Source organism: Bacillota bacterium (genome assembly GCA_012842395.1).
GTDB lineage: Bacteria > Bacillota > SHA-98 > UBA4971 > UBA4971 > UBA6256.
In genome coordinates, this window is record DUSX01000002.1 from 200,011 (window position 1) to 223,910 (window position 23,900).

Below are 23,900 nucleotides of genomic sequence, written 5' to 3' on the forward strand. Positions count from 1 at the left end.
GACCCTCAATTGTTGCGACCTCGAAAGGGGCTGGTCACCACCGCCAAACCGCTGCCACTTTCCCTTCTTCCGTGACCCCGGTGTCTCTGGGCGGTCGCGATGGGAAGACACAATGGGAAGAAATGAGAAAACACCCATCCCTTGCCGCGTGCCGGGAGAATGCGTTTTGCGGCCAGCCCTCCTGCAATTGCTCTCGGGCACACGCCGTGTGCTTCTCTCGGTGGGATCCGCGGCATTCTCTGCAGACGTGGATAGAAGGAAGCGCCGGGCACCGCGCCGCAGCAGATGTCGCCAGTCACCTTCTTGCAGGCGCCATCGCCTCAGTGGCCTGGTCGCGCATCTCGGGAGACGTGGCCCAGACTTCGAAAGGTCCGGGAGACGCTGTACGAGGCGTCTTGTCCGGCGCTCGAGGAGATGGCCTGGAAGACGTCCCGCGGGATATGTCTCCAGGAGTCCCCTCGATCCTGAGTATTCCCAGACCTCGGGTCCACTAACCCAGTTAACCCAACCAATCCAGCCAACCCAGCTGACCCGAGCGGGCCGAGTAACCCGAGCCTTTTGCGTCGCCTCTTCAGGCGCGGCCTCGTCCCGTCGTGCGACGCGACGACTTGGCTACACCCGCCGTGGGTCTGTCATGCCTATCGTCAGTGCCTTGCGAACTCCTCGACCGCTTCGAGCAGGCGCTCCACTTCTTCCATGGTGTTGTAAGGCGCCATGCCGACCCTCACAACGCCGCCGGCCTTGGCGAGGCCCAGGCGTTCGATCAAGGTCGTGGCATAGAAGTCGCCGTGCCATACGAAAATACCGCGTTGCCCGAGGAATCTCGCGACGTCCAACGGGCGCCGTCCTTCTATCGTGAACGACACAGTCGGCGTCCGCTCGGCTTGTGCGGGGAGACCATATACAGTGACTTTGCGGATGCTTGCCAGCCCGTCCATGAGCCTGGAGAAAAGCGGCCGCTCATGCAGTTCGATGGCGCGTAGGCCCGCGAGGATGCGTGACCTCCGTTCACTCCGTTCGCTCGCCCCTTCCGGATGAGCCTGCAGGCCCCGGGCAGTCTTAGCGCCGTCGTTATGTCCTTCGACTCCCTCAGCAGCGTCACCGAGGCTGGCTATAAACTCCAAAGCCTCGATAACACCGGCTATGCCTTCGTGGTTGAGGGTGCCTGTCTCTATCTTGTAAGGAGCGGCGGGGTTCTGCGGACGTACCTTGTATGTGACCAGGCGCCCGAACACGTCGCGCCGACCGTACATGATGCCTATGTGCGGCCCGAAGAACTTGTAAGCGGAGCACAACAAGAAGTCGCATTCGATGTCACGTACGTCGATCACGCCGTGCGGTGCATAGTGAACCGCGTCAACGACGCACAGAGCCCCGACGGAGTGGGCGAGGGCAGATGCGCGCCTCACGTCGTTGATGGTTCCCACCGCATTCGATGCGTACCCGAGCGCCACAACCTTGGTTCGGTCGGTGATCGCCCGTTCCAGGTCGTCATAGTCGAGTGTGCACTCGGGGATGTTCACGCGCACGGATCGCACAACCACACCCTTCTCTTCAAGAGCTTGCCAGGGGCTGCGGTTCGCCTCGTGGTCAAGGTCAGTGATGACGATCTCATCACCGGGCGCGAGCGCGCGTCCTATGGCACGCGAAAGCGCGAAGTTCAGCGTGGTCATGTTCGGACCGAACGCGATCTCGTCGGCGTAGACGGCGCCGAGCATGTCTGCCACAGCCTGCCGCGCTGCCGAGATGATTTCGTCTGTGCGCTGGCTGGTCACGAACTCACCATGGCAGTTCGCGTTCGCTTCTCTGAAGTACCGCGTGACCGCCTCGATCACCCTTGTCGGCACCTGGGTTCCGCCTGGGCCGTCGAAATAGGCCGCAACGTTTCCGTTCACCCGAAGCGCAAGCGATGGGAATTCCCTCCTGCACGAAGAGAGATCGACGCTCATGAGCTGCTGCCTCCTTCTCGATTCCTGTCCTTCATGTGCCTTCCAGACCGTCGCAGGATTCGTGCGCAATGGGCCGGCCTCAGCGCTTGGCGCCTAACCGCTTCCCGCCACGCGGTCTGAACCTGCGCGTTCGCTTAGGTGGCTCATGACATGTCTTCGGCGGGGATGCCGCGAGTCCTGCTGCCGGCGATGCCGCGATCACCCCACTGTCGGCGGCACAAGTCACTGGACACGTCCGTGCGGCCTTGCGGCCGAAGCGAAGGTCGCGCCGTGACGCGCCCGACGCGCCTAGTGCGTGGCTCGTCAGCGTGCCCACGCGGGGCGGCTAGAAGGCACACACGAGGCGGATGATACTTGCGTACGGGTGGTCTCTATGGTAATATAATAAACGCAGCGCGGGGCGTTGCCTCAGGGTGGGGCGCAGATGCTGTGATGAGCACCCCGGGTCCGCGCTGAATCCCATGAATGTGCCCTAGGCACGTGCCCCAATTGTGCGGTCGCGGGCCGCGTTGAGTCGAGAAGTCGTCGAGATGTTTTGTGGAGAGGTTCCCGAGCTGGTCAAAGGGGGCAGACTGTAAATCTGTTGGCTCAGCCTTCGGTGGTTCGAATCCACCCCTCTCCACCAGTTCTTTTGTGGCGAGCGGGAATAGCTCAGTTGGCTAGAGCGTCAGCCTTCCAAGCTGAATGTCGCGGGTTCGAGTCCCGTTTCCCGCTCCAGGTTATGTTTAGGAGCCCATGTAGCTCAGCAGGCAGAGCACATCCATGGTAAGGATGGGGTCGCCGGTTCGATTCCGGCCGTGGGCTCCAGTCTTTTAGCCTCGCTAGGCGCCTCTGTCTATGGCGCTGTTTTGTTGTACCGCCGCCTGTCTTGCGGCCGGCTAGGCCGCCTGGTGTCCTACTTCGGGTATCCTCGGGTATCCGCGGTCGGCACGTTTACGTGTCAGCGGCGGCAGGTCGGGACCTCGGTGGTTGGTGGCTCTGTGCCAGGCGCGCTGCCGGCCCGCGACACCACACAGGGTTTGCCGGGCTTGCGGGACCTTAGGGAAACCGAGGGCGTGTGCAAGTGCCTGCGGGGCCGCAACCATTTCCTGCCTTCGGACAGCCGCCAGTCTGCGTGTGCGTCCGGCTGGCGCCAGTGCGTTATTGACATGCCTGGCGCGGTATGCTAGATTCTAGGAGTGACGTACCAGGGGGTGTAGGGAAGTGCGCGAGGGCATCACTCTTGAGTGCACCAAATGCAAGCAGAGGAACTACCGAACCGAGAAGAACAAGCGGAACGACCCCGACCGAATTGAGCTAAAGAAGTACTGCAAGTTCTGCCGCACTCACACTGTCCACAAGGAGACCCGGTAAGGGGCGACGTCCCTGCTTTCCTCCTCGCGTTTCGCGGCTGTGCGGAGGAGAGGGCGCGCGGTGACAGGCGTCAGGCGCGACGTAGTGGGCGTCATGTCCGGCGCGGAAACGGGTGAAAGCGGCTGACGCTGGGCGGATTTGGCGCTCGTTTCGCGGATCCGGTGCAGCTAGGCAGCATGGGGTCGGGTGATCCGTTAGGCATTCGCCGGCTTGTCGGGGCGCCCGTGTTCGGGCCGGCGGGCGACGAAGGGACGAGGAAGGGAGCGGTTATGCAGATCAAAGACAGGCTTGGCCGCATCGGGAAGTTCCTTCGAGAGGTCAGGGCCGAAATGAGGAAGGTATCATGGCCCGATCGAAAGGAACTTGTGTCTTCGACCGTGGTCGTGGTCACCGTGGTTGTGGTGGCCAGCGCGTTCATCGGTCTCATCGATTTCTTGTTTTCGCAGGGTCTGGCGCTGTTCATTCGATAGTGCGCGATAAAACTTCAGTAGGGGGTGGAGGGCTGCGCGGTCGTTAGGCGATGCAGCCCCTCGTGAGGTGGAGGAAAGAGAGATAACCCGGTCTGCTGAAGGAGAACTCGCTGCTTCTTTAGAGGAAGGCCCGCCGCGCCAGGAGGCGGGGGCCGGCGACCACGGGACGGGGCCCGGTGAGCAGGCAACTGGCTCTGGCAACAGGCCCTCGGAGCCTGAGAATCCCGATAAGAAATGGTACGTGATCCACACTTACTCAGGTTACGAGAACAAGGTCAAGGCCAACCTCGAGCGGCGGGTCAAGACCATGGAGAAGGAAGACAAGATCTTCCGGGTCCTTGTCCCGACTGAAGAGGAGTACGAGTTCAAGGACGGCAAGAAAAAGGTCATAAAAAAGAAGATCTTCCCGGGGTACGTGCTCGTCGAGATGGTGATGGAGGACGACTCCTGGTACGTTGTCCGAAATACCCCGGGTGTGACCGGGTTTGTGGGCTCGGGCTCGAGGCCGGTCCCGCTCCAGGAGACGGAGATGCACGACATACTCAGACGCATCGGTGTCGAGGAGGCCCGGCCAAGGATCGACTTCTCGGTCGGAGAGGGCGTGCGCGTGATCTCCGGTCCGTTCCAGCATTTCTCCGGGATAATCGAGGAAATCCAGCCAGATAAGGGAAAGGCCCGGGTGCTCGTGTCGATGTTCGGTCGCGACACGCCAGTGGAACTAGACTTCAGCCAGATCGAGAAGCTATAGGAGCCCAGGGCAACCGCGCGGCAGGCACCGTAAGTTGAATGCCCACACGTGGTCGGCCTAGCTGGTGTCACCCGGACGTCATCGGGGTCAAACCCATGTCACGTGTTGGGATCGCGTAGGAGGGACATATCTCATGGCCAAGAAAAAGGTCGCGGCGATCGTTAAGCTGCAAATACCCGCCGGCAAGGCCACGGCTGCGCCACCGGTTGGACCAGCGCTCGCGCAGCACAGCGTGAACATCATGGAGTTCGTGCGCTCGTTCAATGAAAAGACCGCGGCGCAGGCTGGCACGATCATACCGGTGGAGATCACCGTGTACGAGGACAGATCGTTCACGTACGTGCTCAAGACGCCTCCGGCCTCCTTCCTCATCAGAAAGGCCGCGGGCATCGAGAAGGGCTCCGGGAAACCCAATAGGGAGAAAGTGGCGAAGCTTACCCGCGCCCAGCTGCGTGAGATAGCTGAGCTCAAGATGAAGGATCTGAACGCCACCACCATTGAGGCAGCGGAGCGGATGATCGCCGGGACGGCGCGGAGCATGGGCGTGGAGATAGAGGCGTAGGGCTTGAGGCATCGCGTCTCAGCTCCGTCTCGGCTCCTGAGATGGTCGTGGCAAGGTCACAGCTCGTCAAGGCGCGCTGGAATCCGGCGCGCCAAGGCTCAAAGACCGGCCATGACAGGCGAGAGCAGCGGTCTTCGCGAGAAGATTTCAGTGGGAGGAGCAATCCGCTTGTACCACAAGGAGGTTTAGGTTATGGCAAAACGTGGCAAGAGATATGAGGAAGCCTTGAAGCAGTACGATAAGCAGGGGCTCTACTCACCGTCCGAGGCCGTGGAGCTCGTCAAGAAGACCGCGACTGCGAAGTTCGACGAGACTGTTGAAGCTGCTGTGCGGCTTGGAATAGACCCAAAAAGGTCTGATCAACAGGTGAGAGGGGCGGTTGTGCTTCCGCACGGCACCGGCAAGGCAGTAAGGGTCGCGGTGTTCGCCAAGGGCGAGAAGGCGAAGGAGGCTGAGGCCGCGGGGGCAGACTATGTCGGTGCAGAGGACCTCGCGGAAAAGGTGCAAGGCGGCTGGATGGACTTTGACGTCGCGGTCGCAACGCCGGACATGATGGGCATCGTTGGCAAACTTGGCCGCATCCTCGGCCCGCGGGGCCTTATGCCCAACCCGAAAACAGGTACGGTCACGTTCGAGGTGGCCAAGGCCATCCGAGACATCAAGGCCGGTAAAGTGGAATACCGGGCCGACAAGGCCGGCATCGTGCACGTTCCCATCGGGAAGGCCTCGTTCGGGGCGCCGCAGCTTCTCGGGAATCTGAGTGCGTTGATGGACGCACTGGTCAAGGCGAAGCCTGCTACCGCGCGTGGCACGTACATCAAAAGCGTGGTTCTCTCAACCACCATGGGGCCTGGAGTCAAAGTGAGCCCGCAGCAGGCAACGACGATTTCGGCGGAGAAATGAGGGTGCCGCGTATCGCGTATCGCGCGGCTCACGGTACCTGAGACAACTTGATATTCATATTCAGCGAACCTGTGGAAACGCGATTTCCATGACCCAAGACAGCGGGTGTTCGAGAGGGTTCGGCGTCGTCATCGAGACCGCCGACGGGCTCGAACTTAATGGGCCGCCCCGGGCTGCGACGCCCTCCGGGTGCGCTCGCCCGCCGAGGTCGGGGGACAGGCGTCAGGTCACAGATACGTGACGATGTGCGATCGATGACAGCGCTGACGGGACGGGATGACGCACGGTCCTACGGCAGCTGGCATCCGGTCGGCGCACGTCGGTGTATGAGCGCTTGTCAAAAGGCCCCCGCATGTCTTGCGGGGGCCTTTTTGGATCGCGGGATCGTGCGACAATCCGTCGCACCCTTGTGCCTGTGTCATCGGGATCATCGGGCATCCGGCGCTGCTCCTGCGGTCCTGCGACGCGCCTCGAAATCGCACGGGAGGCCGCGAGCGCGGAGGAGGCGTCGTCATTGGGGCGACGCGGGGGCCGGGCGACTCCCTGGTGGGATGGGGGAGGGCCCGCGCTGTCCCTGGGCAGTCGGATACGGGTGCTGTGCGTCAATGCGCTGCGGATCTCGTGATGATACTGAGGACGTTGTGAAAGTGAAAGGAGGTGCTAGTCTGAATGCCAAAACCGGAGAAAGAGGCTGCGGTACAGGAAATCCGGGAGATGTTGTCGAAGTCGCAGGCTGTCGTGCTTGCGAATTACCGTGGGCTTAACGTGGCGGCCATGACCGAGCTCCGGAGGAAACTAGGCGAAGCGGGCGCCGAGTTCAAGGTCGTGAAGAACACGTTGGCCCGAATCGCGTCGCGAGAGGTGGGTCTCGCGGGCTTGGAGCAATATCTCGAGGGACCGACCGCCATTGCGTTTGCGAGCGGTGACCCGGTGGCGCCCGCGAAGGTGATCTCGGAGTTCACCCGAGAGCACAAGGAGATGGAGATCAAGGGCGGTGCGCTGCAGGGTAAGATCATCGGGCCCGACGACGTGCGGAGCCTCGCCGAGCTGCCGTCGCGTGAGGTCATGCTGGGCCGCGTTGCGGCGACCATGGCGGCGCCGATATCAGGGCTGGCCCGTGCTCTCGCGGGCACCATCCGCAATCTCGCCTATGCTATCGATGCTGTGAAGCGTCAGAAAGAGGAGCAAGGCGCGGCGGCGTAAGCTCTGGCGTGTATATGCATGATGGCGCGAGTCGGTTCGAGTAGGCGTTACGATGGCGCACAAGACTCGTGAGAGATCCTATCGCCCCATCAGAGGGATCAGCAGAACACTGGCAAAGGAGAGGAACAGACAATGACGAAAGAAGAGATCATCGAGGCAATTGCCAATATGACCGTGCTTGAGCTTTCGGAGCTCGTCAAGGCGATCGAGGAGAAGTTCGGGGTGAGCGCGGCTGCGCCTGTCGCGGTCGCTGCCGGGCCTGCTGTGGCGGCGGCTCCAGCGGCCGAGGTGGAAGAGAAGACCGAGTTCGACGTCATCCTAGTGACCGCGGGCGACAAGAAGATCCCAGTGCTCAAGGTCGTCCGGGAGCTTACGGGCCTCGGGCTGAAGGAAGCCAAGGACCTTGTGGAGGGCGCGCCGAAGCCGGTGAAGGAGGGCGTCAAGAAGGAAGAGGCCGAGGCAATGAAGGCGAAACTCGAAGAAGCAGGGGCTACCGTGGAGATAAAGTGACAGGATCCGGCATGAAAGGACAAGGGGCGTCCGCGGAAACACACGGGCGCCCCTTTTATGCTTGACAGCAGCGAAGCCCTCTGCTACCATAAAAGAATGCGGCAACCTAACTCGGGCGCATGCTATTCATCTAATCTAGTAATACTACATGAGACCCTTCTTTTCCTTCACGCAAAGCGAATTTCTCAGGTCCTGACAGCAGGGAACACTCCGTGACCTGCTTATAGTGTTGTCATCCGCTCACATTCGGTGGGAGATAGGAGCGTGACGGGATGGCTGTTATGACACAGGTCGGCAGGCGGCAGCGGCTCAGTTTCTCCAAGATCAATGAAGTGCTTGACGTGCCCAACCTCATAGAGATCCAGCAAAGATCCTACGAGTGGTTTCTTTCCGAAGGCCTGCTCGAGACGTTCCGGGACATATCGCCAATCCAGGACTTCACCGGCAACCTCGTCCTCGAGTTCGTGGACTACTCGCTCGGCGAGCCCAAGTACTCGGTGGAGGAATGCAAGCAGAGGGACGTGACGTACTCGGCACCGCTCAAAGTGCGGGTCCGGCTCATCAACAAGGAGACCGGAGAGGTCAAGGAGCAAGAGGTATTCATGGGCGAGTTTCCGCTCATGACAGACAAAGGCACGTTCATCATCAACGGCGCGGAACGGGTCATCGTGAGCCAGCTGGTCCGCTCGCCCGGCGTCTATTACGGCCGGACCATCGACCCTAACGGCAAGGCTCTTTACTCGGCCAGCGTCATCCCGAACAGAGGGGCTTGGCTGGAGCTGGAGATGGACTCACAGGAATGCATTTGGGTGCGTGTGGACCGCACGCGGAAGATCCCTGTTACTGCCCTGATCCGTGCCATCGGGTACGGGACCGAGGCCCAGATCATCGACCTTCTGGGTGACAGCGAGGCGATACGCAACACGCTGGAGCGGGATAACACCGAATCCGAGGCGGACGGCCTGATAGAGATCTATAAACGTTTGCGCCCCGGCGAGCCGCCGACCGAGGAGAGCGCGCGTTCGCTCTTCGAGACGCTCTTCTTCGACCCGAGGCGGTACGATCTCGCCGCTGTCGGGCGCTACAAGCTGAACAAGAAGCTCTCGCTCACCGAGAGGCTCGTCGGTTGCACTCTGCTCGAGCCGTTTGTCGATCCTTCCACTGGTGAGGTGGTCATTGACGCCGGGCAGAAGGTCGACCGAAAGGCTGTCATGGCTATCCAGCGTGTTGCCGAGAAAAACAGAGGCACGGTACTCGAAGCTGTGGTGGCGGATGCGGACGGCAGGCCTATGAAGGTACTGGACAACGGCGCTCCCGCGCCCGATGTGAAGACCATCACGCGCGAGGACATAGTGGCAGTGGTGAACTACCAGCTCGGCTTGATCCGTGGTGTGGGGAACATCGATGACATAGATCACCTCGGCAACCGCCGGCTGAAATCCGTCGGAGAGCTACTGCAGAACCAGTTCCGGATCGGCCTGTCCCGGATGGAACGCGTCGTTAGGGAGCGCATGACCATCCAGGATGTAGACGTCATCACCCCGCAGACGCTCATCAACATCAGGCCCGTGGTTGCGGCGATAAAGGAGTTTTTTGGCTCGAGCCAGCTTTCGCAGTTCATGGACCAAACCAACCCTCTGGCCGAGCTCACGCACAAGAGGCGCCTGTCGGCTCTGGGGCCTGGCGGGCTCAGCCGCGAACGCGCTGGGTTCGAGGTAAGGGACGTCCATCACTCGCACTACGGGCGCATGTGTCCCGTGGAGACGCCCGAAGGTCCAAACATCGGGCTCATCGGGGCTCTGTGCACGTATGCGCGCATAAACGAGTATGGCTTCATCGAAACGCCTTATCGAAGAGTCGTTGATGGGAAGGTCACGGATGAGATCCTCTATCTCACCGCCGATGAAGAGGACAAATACGTGATAGCCCAAGCGAATGAGCCGCTCAACGACGACGGGTCGTTCGCGAATCCGAAGGTGGCAGCCAGGTACAAGGACCAGATCGTCGAGGTGCCGGGCGAGCAGGTCGACTTCATGGATGTCTCGCCGAAGCAGATCGTCAGTATCGCGACTGCGCTCATCCCCTTCCTAGAGAACGACGACGCTGGTCGCGCGCTCATGGGTTCAAACATGCAGCGCCAGGCGGTCCCGCTCGTGCGCACGGAGGCGCCGCTGGTCGGCACGGGCATGGAGTACAAGGCGGCCATCGACTCCGGTGCCGTGGTACTGGCGCGGAACCCGGGGCGGGTCGTGCGCGTAGCATCCGACGAGATCATCGTGGAGACGGACGCGGGCACGACCGACACATATAAGCTTTTGAAGTTCACGAGGTCTAACCAGGGAACGTGCATAAACCAAAAGCCTGTGGTGAAGAAGGGGGACCGCGTCGAGCGCGGGGACGTGATCGCTGACGGGCCCTCGACCGATAACGGCGAGATGGCCTTGGGAAGAAACGTGCTCGTCGCGTTCCTGCCCTGGGAAGGGTACAACTACGAAGACGCCATCCTCATCAGCGAGAAGCTTGTCAAGGAGGATACCTTCACATCCATCCACATCGAGGAATACGAGTGCGAGGCGCGCGACACTAAACTCGGCTCCGAGGAGATCACGAGGGATATCCCGAACGTGGGGGAGGAAGCCCTCAAGGATCTGGACGAGCGGGGGATCATCCGCGTGGGTGCGTACGTGCGCCCCGGCGACATACTGGTCGGGAAGGTGACGCCCAAGGGTGAGACCGAGCTCACTGCGGAAGAGCGTCTCCTACGGGCGATTTTCGGCGAGAAGGCCCGTGAGGTGAGGGACACCTCCTTGAGGGTGCCGCACGGCGAATCCGGGAAGGTCGTTGCGGTCTACGTGTTTTCTCGTGAGGCCGGCGACGAGCTAGGCCCCGGGGTTAACCGGCTCGTCCGCGTTTACATCGCGCAGAAGCGCAAGGTATCCGAGGGCGACAAGATGGCCGGACGCCACGGAAACAAGGGAGTCATTGCAAGAATCCTGCCTGAGGAGGATATGCCGTTCATGCCTGACGGGACGCCGATAGAGGTGGTCTTGAACCCGCTCGGCGTGCCGTCTCGAATGAACCTCGGTCAGGTGCTCGAGACACACCTGGGGTGGGCCGCCAAAGTGCAGAATACGCCCGTGGCAAGCGCCGTGTTCGATGGCGCTACGGAGAAGGAGATCCTGGAAGCGCTCGAGAAGGCCGGGCTTCCGGCAAACGGCAAGACGATTCTGTACGACGGCCGTACGGGGGAGCCCTTCGATAACCCGGTTACGGTTGGGTACGCCTACTTGATGAAGCTCCTACACCTCGTGGATGACAAGATTCACGCGCGGTCCACCGGCCCCTACTCCCTTGTCACCCAGCAGCCCCTGGGGGGCAAGGCACAGTTCGGCGGGCAGAGGTTCGGTGAGATGGAGGTATGGGCCCTTGAGGCGTACGGGGCTGCTTACACCCTTCAGGAGCTTCTTACCGTGAAGTCCGACGATGTGGTGGGCCGCGTCAAGACGTATGAGGCGATCGTAAAGGGCGAGAATGTGCCCGAGCCTGGCGTGCCCGAGTCGTTCAAGGTGCTCATAAAGGAGCTGCAGAGCTTGGCGCTGGACGTCAAGGTCCTCAGCGAGGATGAGCGCGAGATCGAGATCGGCGAGTCCGACGACGACATCGTGGACACCGCCAGGGATCTCGGCATCGACATCGAGGGAAGGGAGACCGATGACCTCTCGCCCGAGGAGCGCCTGTTCGGCGCGCGGCGGTCGGAGGCGGATCTCCTCGAGGAATCGAACGAGGCCGGTGCTGAGACTGAGGAGGACGAGGACGCTCTTGCGATGGCGATCCACGCGGGCCCTGCTCCCGGCCAAGGTGAGGACGAGGAAGGCAACGAGGAGATAGACGAGGCTACCGAGGAAATCGCGGGCGCCGAAGAGGCGGAGGTTCTCGAAAGCAGACGGCGAGCCGCCCGCGGCGTGGGTGGCCCCGGCGGGCTCGAAGACGACGATGACATCGTCGGCGAGCTTGACGAGGTCGATGTCGAGAGCGAGGACGATGAGCCTGCTGAGGAAACGGATGAAGAAGACTTCTGCGTGGCTGAGGACGACGAGGATACCTCCGGCTACATCGAAGATGACGAGGACGACGAGCTGGGAGACGTTTTCGATGATGACGTGGATGACTCCGACGACGGCGACGATGACGATGACGACGAGCGCGCGTAGCATGCAGGAGAGGAGGAGAGGCCGGTGCTAGACGTCAACAACTTCGACAAGATCCGTATTGGCCTCGCGTCCCCTGAGCAGATCAGGCAATGGTCGAGTGGCGAGGTGAAGAAGCCGGAGACGATCAACTACCGGACGCTCAAGCCCGAGCGCGAGGGACTTTTCTGCGAGAAGATCTTCGGGCCCACCAGGGACTGGGAGTGCCATTGCGGCAAGTACAAGAGGGTCCGGTACAAGGGAATCGTCTGCGACAAGTGTGGCGTCGAGGTGACCCGTTCCAAGGTGCGGCGTGAGCGTCTCGGCCACATCGAGCTCGCGGCGCCTGTGACGCACATATGGTACTTTAAAGGTATCCCCAGCCGGATGGGCTTGCTCCTCGATATGTCTCCGCGCGCCCTCGAGAAGGTCGTTTACTTCGCGTCCTACATCGTGATCGACCCGGGAGACACTCCGCTCACAAAGAAGCAGTTGCTTTCGGAGGCGGAGTACCGCGAGTACCGCGAGCGATTCGGAAACCTGTTCGAGGCTGGCATGGGCGCGGAAGCCATAAAGAAGCTGCTCGAGGAGATCGACCTCGACGAGCTCGCGGAGGAGTTGCGCGCCGAGATACGTGATTCCTCAGGCCAGAAGAGGCTGCGGGCCACAAGGCGCCTCGAGGTCGTGGAGGCGTTTCGCAAGTCCGGAAACCGGCCGGAGAGGATGGTCCTCGACGTCATCCCGGTGATCCCCCCTGACCTCCGTCCGATGGTGCAGCTGGACGGCGGGAGGTTCGCCACCTCAGACCTCAACGACCTTTACAGGAGGGTCATCAACAGGAACAACCGTCTGAAGAGGCTTCTGGAGCTCAAGGCGCCCGACATCATCGTGAGAAACGAAAAGCGCATGCTTCAGGAGGCCGTGGACGCCCTCATCGACAACGGGCGGCGCGGGCGGCCGGTTACCGGCCCAGGAAGCCGTCCTCTCAAGTCCCTTTCGGACATGCTCAAAGGGAAGCAGGGGCGTTTCCGCCAGAACCTCCTCGGCAAGCGCGTTGACTACTCGGGTCGGTCGGTCATCGTTGTCGGGCCTGAGCTCAAGCTTCACCAGTGCGGCCTTCCCAAGGAGATGGCGCTGGAGCTCTTCAAGCCCTTCGTCATGAAGAAGCTGGTGGACCGGGGTTACGCCCACAACATCAAGAGCGCCAAACGGATGGTGGAGAGGGTCCGCGATGAGGTGTGGGACGTGCTCGAGGAGGTCATCAAGGACCACCCGGTGCTCCTAAACCGCGCGCCGACCCTGCACCGCCTGGGCATCCAGGCGTTCGAGCCCGTGCTCGTCGAGGGCAAGGCCATAAAGATCCACCCGCTGGTGTGCGCGGCGTACAACGCGGACTTTGACGGCGACCAGATGGCTGTGCATGTGCCGCTTTCCGCGGAGGCGCAGGCCGAGGCGAGGCTTCTGATGCTCTCGGTGAACAACCTCCTGTCGCCCGCGCACGGCAAGCCCATTGCTACTCCCGGGCAGGACCTGGTTCTCGGCTGTTACTACCTGACGTTGGAGCAACAGGGCGCGAAAGGCGAGGGCAAGATCTTCGGCAGCCCCGACGAGGCGATGATGGCGTATAGTGAGGGCGCTGTGTCGCTGCATGCGCGCGTAGCTGTGAGGATGCCTGCGGGGAAGAACGTCCTCGGCATGAGCGAGGAAGACAAGAAGAGGAAGCTTCTCGTCACCACAGTCGGGAAGCTCATCTTCAACACGATATTCCCGGACGACTTCCCGTACATCAATGACGCCGTGGAGAACGCGGTGGACGAAACGGTGTTCACCGGAACCATCATTGATGTGCAGGGGGGCAAGCCGCTCACAGCCTGGATGCAGGAGGCTCCCACCACTCGGCCGACGAGCAAGGGCTTCCTCGCGCAGCTGGTGGCGATGTGCCAGCGCAAGTACGGGAACACGAAGACCGCGGAGATCCTCGATAACCTGAAGCGGATCGGGTACCGGTACGCGACGCAGTCCGGAACGACCGTGGGCATCGAGGATATCAATATACCCCCGGAGAAGCAAGAGATCATCCGGGAGACCGAAAAGAAGGTCGAGGCCATCGAGCAGCAGCATAAGCGGGGGCTCATCACGAGCGACGAGCGGTACCAGCTGGTGATCGACCGCTGGACCGAGGCGCGCGAGAAGGTCCAGGAGGCCATGCTGGCCCACCTCGACAAGTTCAATCCGGTTTACATGATGGCGACCTCCGGTGCCCGAGGCAACATCTCGCAGCTCAGCCAGCTTGCAGGCATGAGGGGGCTGGTGGCTGACCCGTCGGGACGGACCATTGACTTCCCGATCAAAGCCAACTTCCGTGAGGGTCTGACAGTGCTCGAGTACTTCAGCTCAACCCACGGCACACGCAAGGGTCTTGCGGACACGGCGCTCCGGACCGCCGACTCTGGCTATCTGACTCGGCGTCTCGTGGACGTGGCTCAGGACGTGATCGTCCGCGAGGAAGACTGCGGGACCGACGATGGCATAGTGGTCAGCGCCATCCGGCAGGGCGATGATGTGGTCGAGACCCTGCGTGAGCGAGCCCTGGGCCGGGTCGCCGCCGAGGACATCGTGCACCCCAAGACCGGCGAGGTGATCGTGAAGGCGGGCGAGGAGATCCTCGAGGAGCATGCCAAGGCGATAGACCTTGCGGGCATCGAGGAGGTCAAGGTGCGCTCGCCGCTTACCTGCCGCACCAGGTGTGGTGTGTGCGCGAGGTGCTACGGCCGCAACCTTGCAACCGGAAGGATGGTTGAGGTGGGCGAGGCCGTCGGCATTATCGCAGCTCAGTCCATCGGCGAGCCCGGCACGCAGCTCACCATGAGGACGTTCCACACTGGCGGCGTGGCAGGCGACGACATCACCCATGGTCTGCCGCGGGTGGAGGAGCTCTTCGAGGCCCGGAAGCCCAAGGGCCAGGCGATCATTAGCGAAGTGGACGGCGTGGTGCGTATCACGGAGGCCAAGGGCACGCGGAAGGTTATCGTTCGTACCGATGAGGGCGAGGAAAAGGTGTATACGGTGCCCTACGGCGCGCGGCTCGAGGTCAAGGACGGCGACAGGGTGTACGCGGGCGACCAGATCACCGAGGGGTCATTGAATCCCCATGACATCCTGAGGGTCAAAGGCGTCCGGGCCGTGCAGAACTACCTAGTGCGCCAGGTGCAGGATGTCTACAGGTCGCAGGGAGTGGAGATCAACGACAAACACATAGAGGTGGTCATCCGCCAGATGCTTCGCAAGGTGCGTGTGGATGACCCGGGCGACACCGACCTTCTCATGGGCGGGCTTGTGGACATGTTCGATTTCGAGGACGAGAACCGGCGGGTTGTGGAGGCTGGCGGCCGTCCGGCCACGGCGAGGCCGGTGATCCTCGGGATCACGAAGGCGTCCCTCGCGACCGACAGCTTCTTGTCGGCGGCGTCGTTCCAGGAAACGACGCGGGTGCTCACCGAGGCGTCGATCAAGGGGCGCACCGATCCCCTGATCGGGCTGAAGGAAAACGTGATTATAGGAAAGCTCATCCCCGCCGGGACCGGGATGGCCCGCTACCGGAACGTCAAGCTTTTGTTGCCTGAGGAAGTCCGGATAGGCGAGGAGGAGGCCGCCCCAGTCGAAGCGGTGACGGAGCCCACGGAACCTGTCGGGCCTGAGGCAGGCGTCGAGGCTGAGACAGGCAAGGATGGCGAGGCGGAGACGCCGGGAGAGGCTGAAGCCGCCGAGAGATCGGATCTCCTCGAGGACGTGTACGACGCTGGCGGTCCCACCTTAGAGTCAGTAGGCACTGCGCCCGGGGCGACGAGCGAGGCACTCGGGGAGCTTTCACAGGCGGAGGCAAGTGCCGAGACGAAGGACGGCGCCGGGCACGGTGAGGCGTGAGCGTGCGGCCGAAAGGTCGATGACGCCCGAGGAAGGGGGCCGTGAGGCCCTGGAAACAGAGCTCTGTGCAAACCTCCAAAGCCGCGAAGTATTCTTGACAGGGCTATGGGGCGATGCTAAAATGTGAACGTGTGCGAAAAGGCCGTGTCCTCGGGTGTCTTGGGTCTGGGAGAGGATCTCCAGGGAGGAGAGAAGACGCAAGATGTCCCACGAAGAGTTGAGGATGGCGAAGCGTAAGGCTGTCGGCACGAAGCAAACCATCAAGGCTCTCGAAAGGGGAGAAGCAAGAGTCATCTATCTGGCCAGGGATGCTGAGGAACGGGTCATAAAGAACGTAATAGAGTTGTGCAAGGCGAATGGTGTCAAGGTCGTCCACGTAGATACCATGGCGCAACTCGGGAAAGCATGCGGTATTGAAGTAGGCGCGGCCTCAGCCGCAATCCTGGTGGATTGAAGCCGGGGTCAAAGGACCGAAGGAGACGATCCTGCATGCCCCTTGCACCCTGAGGTGGAAGGGGCATGTTCTGTGTATGGAGGACTCAAGGGAAGGAGGTGCCAGGTCGCATGCCAACCATCAGTCAACTGGTACGCAAAGGCCGGGAGAAGGTTGCGGAAAAGTCCTCGGCGCCGGCGCTTAGGTGGCATTACAACTCTTTCACTCGGCGGTCGGAGTACACAGCGAAAGGGTCCCCCCAGAAAAGGGGAGTGTGTACCGTAGTGAGGACGACGACGCCCAAGAAGCCCAACTCCGCGCTTCGCAAGATCGCGCGTGTGCGGCTCACGAACGGGCTCGAGGTGACGGCGTATGTTCCGGGGATAGGTCATAACCTGCAGGAGCACTCCGTGGTGCTCATAAGAGGCGGCAGGGTCAAGGACCTCCCTGGTGTTCGGTATCACATTATCCGCGGCACGCTCGACGCCGCGGGCGTCGCAAATCGCAAGAAGGGGCGCTCGAAGTACGGGGCGAAGCGTCCAAAGGCGTAGCATTGACTCTCAAGCAAGGCGGCCGGGGAACCCACTGCGGAACGGTGGCTGCTGGTAGGTCCATCCCGGCGTCAGACGGCATAGGCCGGCCAGGGTAGCCAGATACTATAAAGAATGTGCTTGGGAAAGGAGGGGTGCGGATGCCCAGGAGGGGCGGGGTGGTGAAACGTGAGACCGTGCCAGATCCGGTGTTCCAAAACGTCCTCGCGGCGCAGATGATCAACAAGCTGCTTCTCAGGGGTAAGAAAGGCGTTGCGGAGTCCATCTTTTATGGCGCCATGGACATTGTTCGGGAGAAGAGCGGCAAGGATCCGATGGAGGTTTTCGAGCGGGCGGTCAAGAACGTCATGCCTGTGCTCGAGGTGAGACCGCGGAGGGTCGGCGGGTCAACCTATCAGGTGCCGATGGAGGTGCGCCCTGAAAGGCGCACGGCGCTCGCGCTGCGCTGGCTCGTGCAGAACGCTAGAGCACGCTCGGAGAGGAGCATGGCCGAGAAGCTGGCGGGTGAGATTCTCGACGCGTCGGCTGGCCAGGGGGCTTCCGTGAAGAAGAAGGAAGACACCCACAGAATGGCCGAGGCCAACAAAGCGTTCGCTCATTACAGATGGTAGGTCTTTCTTTTGAAGTCGCAAGTGGCATGGGATTTGGAACGTTACTTGAGTCCGGCTTCCCGCTTGACATTCGTTGCGAGAAAGGAGGGGATGGAAGGTGGACGAAAGGTTCCCACTTGAAAAGACGAGGAACATCGGCATAATGGCACACATCGACGCCGGGAAAACCACGACCACCGAGCGCATCCTCTTCTACACCGGGCGCGTGCACAAGATTGGGGAAGTGGACGAGGGCGCGGCAACGATGGACTGGATGGTCCAGGAACAGGAGCGCGGCATCACGATAACCGCTGCGGCCACAACGTGCTTCTGGAAGGGCCATCGGATAAACATCATAGACACGCCCGGGCACGTGGACTTCACCATGGAGGTTGAGCGGTCGCTTCGCGTGCTAGATGGCGCGATCGCAGTGCTGTGTGCCGTGGGCGGTGTGGAGCCTCAGACGGAGACCGTATGGCGGCAGGCCGACCGGTACCACGTTCCGAGGATCGTCTTCGTGAACAAGATGGACCGTGTTGGGGCGGATTTCGACCGCGCGGTGGACATGATCCGCGCTAGGCTCGGTGCGCGGGGTGTTCCGATCCAAATGCCCATAGGGTGTGAGGAAGGCTTCAAGGGCGTAATCGACCTCATCGAGGGAAAGGCCGTGGTTTACCTCGACGACCTCGGCATGCAGACGGAGGTTACCGACATACCTCCGGAGATGCGCGAAGAGGCTGCAAGGCGACGCGAGGAACTCATCGAAGCCCTGGCTGATCTAGATGATGCCATAATGGCAAAGTACATCGAGGGTGAGGAGATATCCGCGTCAGAGCTGAAGCGGGCGCTTCGCGAGGCGACCCTCGCGGCGAAGATCGTCCCGGTGCTTTGCGGCGCGGCGTTTCGCAACAAAGGCGTCCAGCCCCTTCTCGACGCGGTGGTGGAGTATCTTCCGGCGCCGAGTGACCTTCCGCCGGTGAAGGGGATCAACCCCAAGACCGGTGAGGAGGAGGAAAGGGCGCCAGAAGACGGCGAGCCGCTTGCCGCTTTGGCGTTCAAGATAGCGGCCGACCCGTACGTGGGCAAGCTCACGTATTTCCGGGTGTACTCTGGAGTCGTGCGGGCTGGGTCATATGTCTACAACGCGACGAAGGGCAAGAAAGAGAGGCTCGCGCGGATACTGCTGATGCACGCGAACCACCGCGAGGATGTGGACGTGGCGCGCGCGGGCGACATCGTCGCGGCTGTGGGCCTCAGGGAGGTCACAACCGGCGACACGCTCAGTGACGAAGAAAGGCCGATCGTCCTGGAGGCCATAGAGTTTCCGGAGCCCGTTATTTCGGTGGCGGTGGAACCGAAGACCAAGGCCGACGAGGACAAACTCGGCGCTGCGCTCGCCAAGTTGGCTGAGGAGGATCCGACCTTTCACGTCCGGCAGGATCCCGAGACAGGGCAGACCGTGATCTCGGGCATGGGCGAGCTACACCTGGAGATCATCATCGACAGGCTCGTCCGCGAGTTCAAGGTCGAGGCGAACGTCGGCAAGCCGCAGGTGTCGTACAGGGAAACCATACGGTCAACCGTGGAGAGCGAGGGCCGGTTCATCAGGCAGACGGGTGGCAGAGGACAGTACGGCCACGTGAAGCTGGTGCTTTCGCCGCTGCCTGCGGGAAGCGGGTTCGAGTTCGAGGACAAGGTTACCGGGGGAGCTATACCCAAGGAGTTCATCCCGGCGGTGGAAGCTGGCGCCCGCGAGGCCATGGAGTCCGGGGTGCTTGCGGGCTATCCTCTGGTAGACATCAAGGTCACGCTCTTCGACGGATCGTACCACGAGGTGGATTCGTCCGAGATGGCCTTCAAGATAGCGGCATCCATGGCCGTCAAGGATGGTGCGAGGCGGGCCAACCCGGTGTTGTTGGAGCCTCTGATGCGCATGGAAGTAGTCATCCCGGAGGAGTTCACCGGGGATGTCATTGCGGACATCAGCGCCAGGCGTGGCAGGGTGCAGGGCATGGAGAGGCGAGGCCCGTCCCAGATTATCAGGGCTCACGTGCCTCTTGCGGAGACATTCGGGTACGCCACTGACCTGCGGTCGCTTACGCAGGGGAGAGGAACCTACGTCATGCATTTCATGCGTTATGAGGAGGTTCCCGCGCAGATCGCTGAGGCCGTGTCTGCGCGCGGGAGGTACTCGTGATAAAGTGAAGACCTATGCCAAGGGAGGATGACTTGAGAATGGCCAAGCAGAAGTTTGAGAGGACAAAGCCGCATGTGAACGTGGGGACCATCGGGCACATCGACCACGGCAAGACAACCTTGACCTCGGCGATCACGCTGGTCCTGAGCAAGCACGGCATGGCTACCTACAAGAAATTCGAAGAGATCGACAATGCTCCGGAGGAGCGGGAGCGTGGCATCACCATCTCCACTTGCCACGTGGAGTACGAGACCGAGAAGCGTCACTACGCGCACGTGGACTGCCCTGGCCACGCCGACTACATCAAGAACATGATCACCGGCGCGGCACAGATGGACGGCGCCATCCTCGTGGTGAGCGCTGAGGACGGACCGATGCCTCAGACGAGGGAGCACGTGCTGCTCGCGAGGCAGGTCGGTGTGCCTTACATCGTGGTCTTCCTGAACAAGGTCGACAGGATGGAGGGCGAGGAGGAGCTCATCGACCTGGTCGAGATGGAGGTCAGAGAGATCCTCTCCAAGAACGAGTTCCCTGGGGACGAGATCCCGTTCGTGAGGGGCTCTGCCCTCAAGGCGCTCGAGTGTGGCTGCGGGAGCAGGGACTGCAAGTGGTGCGGAAGCATCATGAAGCTCATGGATGCGGTCGACGACTATGTTGCCACACCGCAGCGTGAGGTAGACAAGCCGTTCCTGATGCCTGTGGAGGACGTGTTCTCCATCACCGGCCGCGGCACCGTGGCCACGGGCAGAGTGGAGCGCGGCACCGTCAAGGTCGGCGACGAGGTTGAGATCGTAGGGCTCAGTGATGAGGTCAGGAAGACCGTGGTCACCGGCGTCGAGATGTTCCGGAAGACCCTCGATATGGGCCAGGCAGGCGACAACATCGGTGTGCTCCTCCGGGGCATCGACAAGGACGAGATCGAGAGAGGCCACGTGCTCGCAAAGCCCGGCTCAATCACGCCTCATACCAAGTTCACGGCTGAGGTGTACGTGCTGAGCAAGGAGGAGGGCGGCCGTCACACGCCGTTCTTCACCGGATACCGTCCGCAGTTCTACTTCAGGACGACCGACGTTACCGGCACCGCGGTCCTTCCTGAAGGGGTAGAGATGGTAATGCCCGGCGACAATATCAGAATGACCATCGAGCTCATCACGCCCATCGCCATGGAGGAGGGGCTCCGGTTCGCCATCCGCGAGGGCGGGCGCACCGTGGGCAAGGGCGTGGTCACGTCGATACTCGCGTAAGAGTGCGCGTAGCGGGCATGCCCATCTTCGAGGTGAAGGGATGGGGCAGGCCGCCGGCCTGGCCGGCACGCGACCGCGCCGTGGCGCGAATTGTCGGATGGCCGGCATGACGCGGCCTGCCCCTCCTGGCGATGATGCCGGAGGTTGCCTGCGTGGCAGGGGAATTCCGGCGGAGTATGTCTGCGAACGTGATCAGGCGATGACTGGGAGGTATGCTAGACATGCCTGAGCAGAGGATCAGGATCAGGCTGAAGGCGTTTGACCACCGGCTGCTGGACCAGTCGGCGGAGAAAATCGTGGAAACGGCGAGGCGCAGCGGAGCACGTGTCTCCGGTCCCATACCGCTTCCGACCGAGAAAAGCGTATACACGGTTTTGAAGTCGGTTCACGTGGACAAGGACTCGCGCGAGCAGTTCGAGATGAGAACTCACAAGAGGCTCATCGACATAATCGATCCCACGCCCAAGACCGTAGACGACCTGATACGGCTGGACCTTCCTGCCGGAGTGGGCATCGAGATCAAGCTCTAGCCTTGCGGCCTGGGGCGCCGCACGGGGCCCCGGGTAGGTGCGCAGGGCACATGAACAGCAGGGAGGTGCGCGACAAATGCCCAAAGGCATACTCGGACGGAAACTCGGCATGACACAGGTGTTTGGCGAGAACGGGGAGGTCATTCCCGTGACCGCCATCGAAGCCGGGCCATGTGTCGTCGTTCAAAAGAAGACCAAAGAAAGCGACGGCTATACAGCGATTCAACTTGGGTTCGGGGAGATCCGTGAGAGCCTCCTGACAAAGCCTGAGCGCGGCCATTTCAAACGCGCGCGGGTTAAGCCCATGCGGTATCTCAGGGAGATCCGGGTGAAGGACGACAGCCCCTACGACGTGGGGACTGAGATCAAGGTGGACATCTTCACTAAGGGTGACCGAGTCGACGTAGTGGGTACCTCGCTCGGCAAAGGGTTTGCCGGCGTCATCAAACGGTGGAATTTCAGGAGGGGCCCCATGGGCCACGGCTCGATGTACCATCGTAGAGTAGGGTCCCTAGGCGCGACTGACCCCGCCCGGGTCTTCAAAGGGCGGAAGCTCCCAGGACGGATGGGCGCAGAGCGGGTCACCATTCAGAACCTCGAGGTCGTAAAGGTCGATCCTGAGCGGAACCTCCTCCTGGTAAAGGGGTCCGTTCCGGGACGGCGCGGGGGGCTGCTCCTCGTCAAAGAGGCAGTCAAGACCACCGTCAAAAAGAAGAAGTGAGGCAGGTGGAAGTAGATGCCAATGGCGCCTTTGTACAACATGAAGGGTGACAAGATAGGCGAATACGAGCTGCCTGACTCCATCTTCGGCGTCCCGGTGAACGAGGCCGTTCTCCACGAAGCTGTGGTTATGCAGCTTGCATCGAGAAGGCGGGGAACCGCGAAGACGAAGACCATAGGCGAGGTGTCGGGCGGCGGGATAAAACCCTGGCGTCAGAAGGGGACGGGCCGCGCGAGGCAGGGAAGCCGCAGGTCGCCCCTATGGCGCGGTGGGGCAACCCTTTTCGGGCCAACGCCGAGGGACTACGCATACAGACTTCCTAAGAAGGTCCGTAGGCTGGCTCTTCTCTCGGCGCTGTCTTCGAAGGCGCAAGCCAACGAGATAGTCGTTCTCGAGGGGCTGACGTTTCAGGAACCAAAGACCAAGCAGATGGCGGCCATTCTCAAGAAGCTCGATGCGGACGGGAAGGCCCTGGTGGTGACGAGGGAACCCGACAAGAACGTCGAGCTTTCGGCGAGAAACCTGCCGGGGGTGAAGATGCTCGTGCCTTCCGGCCTCAATGTATACGACATCCTAGACCATGAGAAGCTCGTTTTCACCCGCGACGCGGTTGAGGCCGTCGGGGAGGTGCTTAGCAGGTGAAGTCGCCTAGAGATGTGATCATAAGGCCGCTCGTTACAGAGAAGAGCACGAAGCAGCTCGAGGAGAACAAGTACGCTTTCATGGTGGATGTCAGGGCTAGCAAGACCGAGATAAAAGAGGCCGTCGAGGAGATCTTCAAGGTCAAGGTGAAGGAGGTCAATACCCTCCGCGTGCCTGGCAAGACCAAGAGAATGGGCCGGTTTGAGGGCAAGACCCCTGATTGGAAGAAGGCTGTTGTAACCCTGGAGAAGGACCACAAGATCCCGCTCTTTGAGGGTGTATAGTTGCTGTGACAGCCGGCTGTGGCAGCCGGCTCCCCCTCTGGCGGTATCGTTAGGTTAAGGAGGGGCGAAAGGTGGCAGTTAAAAGGTATCGGCCGGTGACACCGGGAAGGCGGTTCATGACCGCGCTGACGTATGAGGAGCTCACGGCGAAGGAGCCTGAACGATCTCTCCTCGCTCACAACCCGAAAACCGGCGGCCGCAATGTGTATGGCAGGATAACGGTGAGGCACAGGGGCGGCGGAGTCAAGCGCAAGCTTCGCATCATCGATTTCAAGCGCGACAAGGATGGGGTGCCCGCGAAGGTCGCCAGCATCGAATACGACCCCAACAGGTCCGCGAGGATCGCGCTGCTTAACTACGCCGATGGCGAGAAGAGGTACATCATCGCGCCGCTCGGCCTCGAGGTCGGCAGCACGGTGATGTCAGGTCCAGGGTCTGACATAAAGCCTGGAAACGCGCTTCCGTTGCGTGAGATACCAGTTGGGACAGTCGTCCACAACCTGGAGCTCGTGCCCGGGAGAGGCGGGCAGCTTGCAAGGGCAGCGGGCATGAGCGCCCAGCTGATGGCCAAAGAGGGTGACTACGCACACGTGAGGCTTCCTTCCGGCGAGGTGCGGCTGGTGCGCCTTGAGTGCAAGGCCACCATCGGGCAGGTCGGAAACGTGGAACACGAGATCGTGCGTCTCGGCAAGGCCGGGAGAAAGCGTCACATGGGCTGGCGGCCTGAGGTACGGGGCGTTGTCATGAACCCCGTCGACCATCCGCACGGCGGTGGAGAGGGCCGCGCTCCGATAGGGCATCCTTCACCGCTCACCCCTTGGGGGAAGCCCACGTTGGGCTACAAAACGAGAAAGAGGAAGCCGTCGGATAGGCTCATTGTCAGGAGACGGAAGTAGCCA

General features: G+C 61.5%; 20 protein-coding genes and 3 tRNA genes. 22 read left to right on the top strand and 1 reads right to left on the bottom strand.

What is annotated here, in order from left to right; translation table 11 throughout:
- Positions 1 to 644: 644 nt before the first annotated feature.
- Complete coding sequence (locus GX515_01135; GenBank protein HHY31616.1) at positions 645 to 1,949, bottom strand: cysteine desulfurase-like protein; 1,305 nt, start codon at positions 1,947 to 1,949, stop codon at positions 645 to 647.
- A 539-nt stretch (positions 1,950 to 2,488) separates the two neighbouring features.
- Here GX515_01135 and GX515_01140 point away from each other — a divergent pair.
- From GX515_01140 to rplB, 22 genes are all read left to right on the top strand, one after another.
- Positions 2,489 to 2,574: transfer RNA gene (locus tag GX515_01140), tRNA-Tyr, on the top strand.
- A gap of 15 nt (positions 2,575 to 2,589) precedes the next feature.
- Positions 2,590 to 2,666, top strand: a tRNA-Gly gene (locus tag GX515_01145).
- Between the two features lie 14 nt (positions 2,667 to 2,680).
- A tRNA-Thr gene (locus GX515_01150) sits at positions 2,681 to 2,756 on the top strand.
- Positions 2,757 to 3,152: 396 nt separating this feature from the next.
- Positions 3,153 to 3,302: a 50S ribosomal protein L33 gene (gene rpmG, locus GX515_01155; GenBank protein HHY31617.1), complete on the top strand. Its 150-nt coding sequence runs from the start codon at positions 3,153 to 3,155 to the stop codon at positions 3,300 to 3,302.
- A 269-nt stretch (positions 3,303 to 3,571) separates the two neighbouring features.
- Entirely contained in the window at positions 3,572 to 3,772 is a 201-nt protein-coding gene (secE, locus tag GX515_01160; protein ID HHY31618.1) for a preprotein translocase subunit SecE, read from the top strand.
- A gap of 82 nt (positions 3,773 to 3,854) precedes the next feature.
- Positions 3,855 to 4,520 carry a transcription termination/antitermination protein NusG gene (gene nusG / locus GX515_01165; GenBank protein HHY31619.1) on the top strand — a complete coding sequence of 222 codons (666 nt, stop codon included), beginning with the start codon at positions 3,855 to 3,857 and terminating at the stop codon, positions 4,518 to 4,520.
- Between the two features lie 133 nt (positions 4,521 to 4,653).
- Positions 4,654 to 5,082 carry a 50S ribosomal protein L11 gene (rplK, locus tag GX515_01170; protein ID HHY31620.1) on the top strand — a complete coding sequence of 143 codons (429 nt, stop codon included), beginning with the start codon at positions 4,654 to 4,656 and terminating at the stop codon, positions 5,080 to 5,082.
- A gap of 192 nt (positions 5,083 to 5,274) precedes the next feature.
- A complete protein-coding gene (gene rplA, locus GX515_01175) occupies positions 5,275 to 5,985 on the top strand; it encodes a 50S ribosomal protein L1 (GenBank protein ID HHY31621.1) in 711 nt (236 codons plus the stop codon).
- A 669-nt stretch (positions 5,986 to 6,654) separates the two neighbouring features.
- Complete coding sequence (locus GX515_01180; GenBank protein ID HHY31622.1) at positions 6,655 to 7,188, top strand: 50S ribosomal protein L10; 534 nt, start codon at positions 6,655 to 6,657, stop codon at positions 7,186 to 7,188.
- 132 nt (positions 7,189 to 7,320) lie between these two features.
- The gene (gene rplL, locus GX515_01185) at positions 7,321 to 7,698 is read left to right on the top strand and encodes a 50S ribosomal protein L7/L12 (protein ID HHY31623.1); all 378 of its coding nucleotides are present in this window, start codon (positions 7,321 to 7,323) and stop codon (positions 7,696 to 7,698) included.
- Positions 7,699 to 7,970: 272 nt separating this feature from the next.
- Positions 7,971 to 11,909: a DNA-directed RNA polymerase subunit beta gene (gene rpoB, locus GX515_01190; GenBank protein HHY31624.1), complete on the top strand. Its 3,939-nt coding sequence runs from the start codon at positions 7,971 to 7,973 to the stop codon at positions 11,907 to 11,909.
- Between the two features lie 24 nt (positions 11,910 to 11,933).
- On the top strand, positions 11,934 to 15,809 hold the full coding sequence (gene rpoC / locus GX515_01195) for a DNA-directed RNA polymerase subunit beta' (GenBank protein HHY31625.1): 3,876 nt from the start codon (positions 11,934 to 11,936) through the stop codon (positions 15,807 to 15,809).
- Between the two features lie 202 nt (positions 15,810 to 16,011).
- Positions 16,012 to 16,263: a 50S ribosomal protein L7Ae-like protein gene (locus tag GX515_01200; protein HHY31626.1), complete on the top strand. Its 252-nt coding sequence runs from the start codon at positions 16,012 to 16,014 to the stop codon at positions 16,261 to 16,263.
- 110 nt (positions 16,264 to 16,373) lie between these two features.
- On the top strand, positions 16,374 to 16,793 hold the full coding sequence (gene rpsL, locus GX515_01205; protein ID HHY31627.1) for a 30S ribosomal protein S12: 420 nt from the start codon (positions 16,374 to 16,376) through the stop codon (positions 16,791 to 16,793).
- A gap of 140 nt (positions 16,794 to 16,933) precedes the next feature.
- Positions 16,934 to 17,404 (top strand): 30S ribosomal protein S7, encoded by a 471-nt coding sequence (gene rpsG / locus GX515_01210; protein HHY31628.1) that lies wholly within the window; start codon positions 16,934 to 16,936, stop codon positions 17,402 to 17,404.
- 97 nt (positions 17,405 to 17,501) lie between these two features.
- A complete protein-coding gene (gene fusA, locus GX515_01215) occupies positions 17,502 to 19,580 on the top strand; it encodes an elongation factor G (GenBank protein ID HHY31629.1) in 2,079 nt (692 codons plus the stop codon).
- Positions 19,581 to 19,618: 38 nt separating this feature from the next.
- Positions 19,619 to 20,824, top strand: coding sequence for an elongation factor Tu (gene tuf / locus GX515_01220; GenBank protein HHY31630.1), 1,206 nt, complete (start codon positions 19,619 to 19,621; stop codon positions 20,822 to 20,824).
- 221 nt (positions 20,825 to 21,045) lie between these two features.
- Positions 21,046 to 21,354 carry a 30S ribosomal protein S10 gene (gene rpsJ / locus GX515_01225; GenBank protein ID HHY31631.1) on the top strand — a complete coding sequence of 103 codons (309 nt, stop codon included), beginning with the start codon at positions 21,046 to 21,048 and terminating at the stop codon, positions 21,352 to 21,354.
- 76 nt (positions 21,355 to 21,430) lie between these two features.
- Positions 21,431 to 22,075: a 50S ribosomal protein L3 gene (gene rplC, locus GX515_01230; protein HHY31632.1), complete on the top strand. Its 645-nt coding sequence runs from the start codon at positions 21,431 to 21,433 to the stop codon at positions 22,073 to 22,075.
- A gap of 15 nt (positions 22,076 to 22,090) precedes the next feature.
- Positions 22,091 to 22,717 carry a 50S ribosomal protein L4 gene (gene rplD, locus GX515_01235; protein ID HHY31633.1) on the top strand — a complete coding sequence of 209 codons (627 nt, stop codon included), beginning with the start codon at positions 22,091 to 22,093 and terminating at the stop codon, positions 22,715 to 22,717.
- Positions 22,714 to 23,001 (top strand): 50S ribosomal protein L23, encoded by a 288-nt coding sequence (gene rplW, locus GX515_01240; GenBank protein ID HHY31634.1) that lies wholly within the window; start codon positions 22,714 to 22,716, stop codon positions 22,999 to 23,001. The genes rplD and rplW overlap by 4 nt, the downstream gene beginning before the upstream one ends.
- A 71-nt stretch (positions 23,002 to 23,072) precedes the next feature.
- Positions 23,073 to 23,897, top strand: a complete 825-nt coding sequence (rplB, locus tag GX515_01245) for a 50S ribosomal protein L2 (GenBank protein ID HHY31635.1) — start codon at positions 23,073 to 23,075, stop codon at positions 23,895 to 23,897.
- Positions 23,898 to 23,900: the final 3 nt, after the last annotated feature.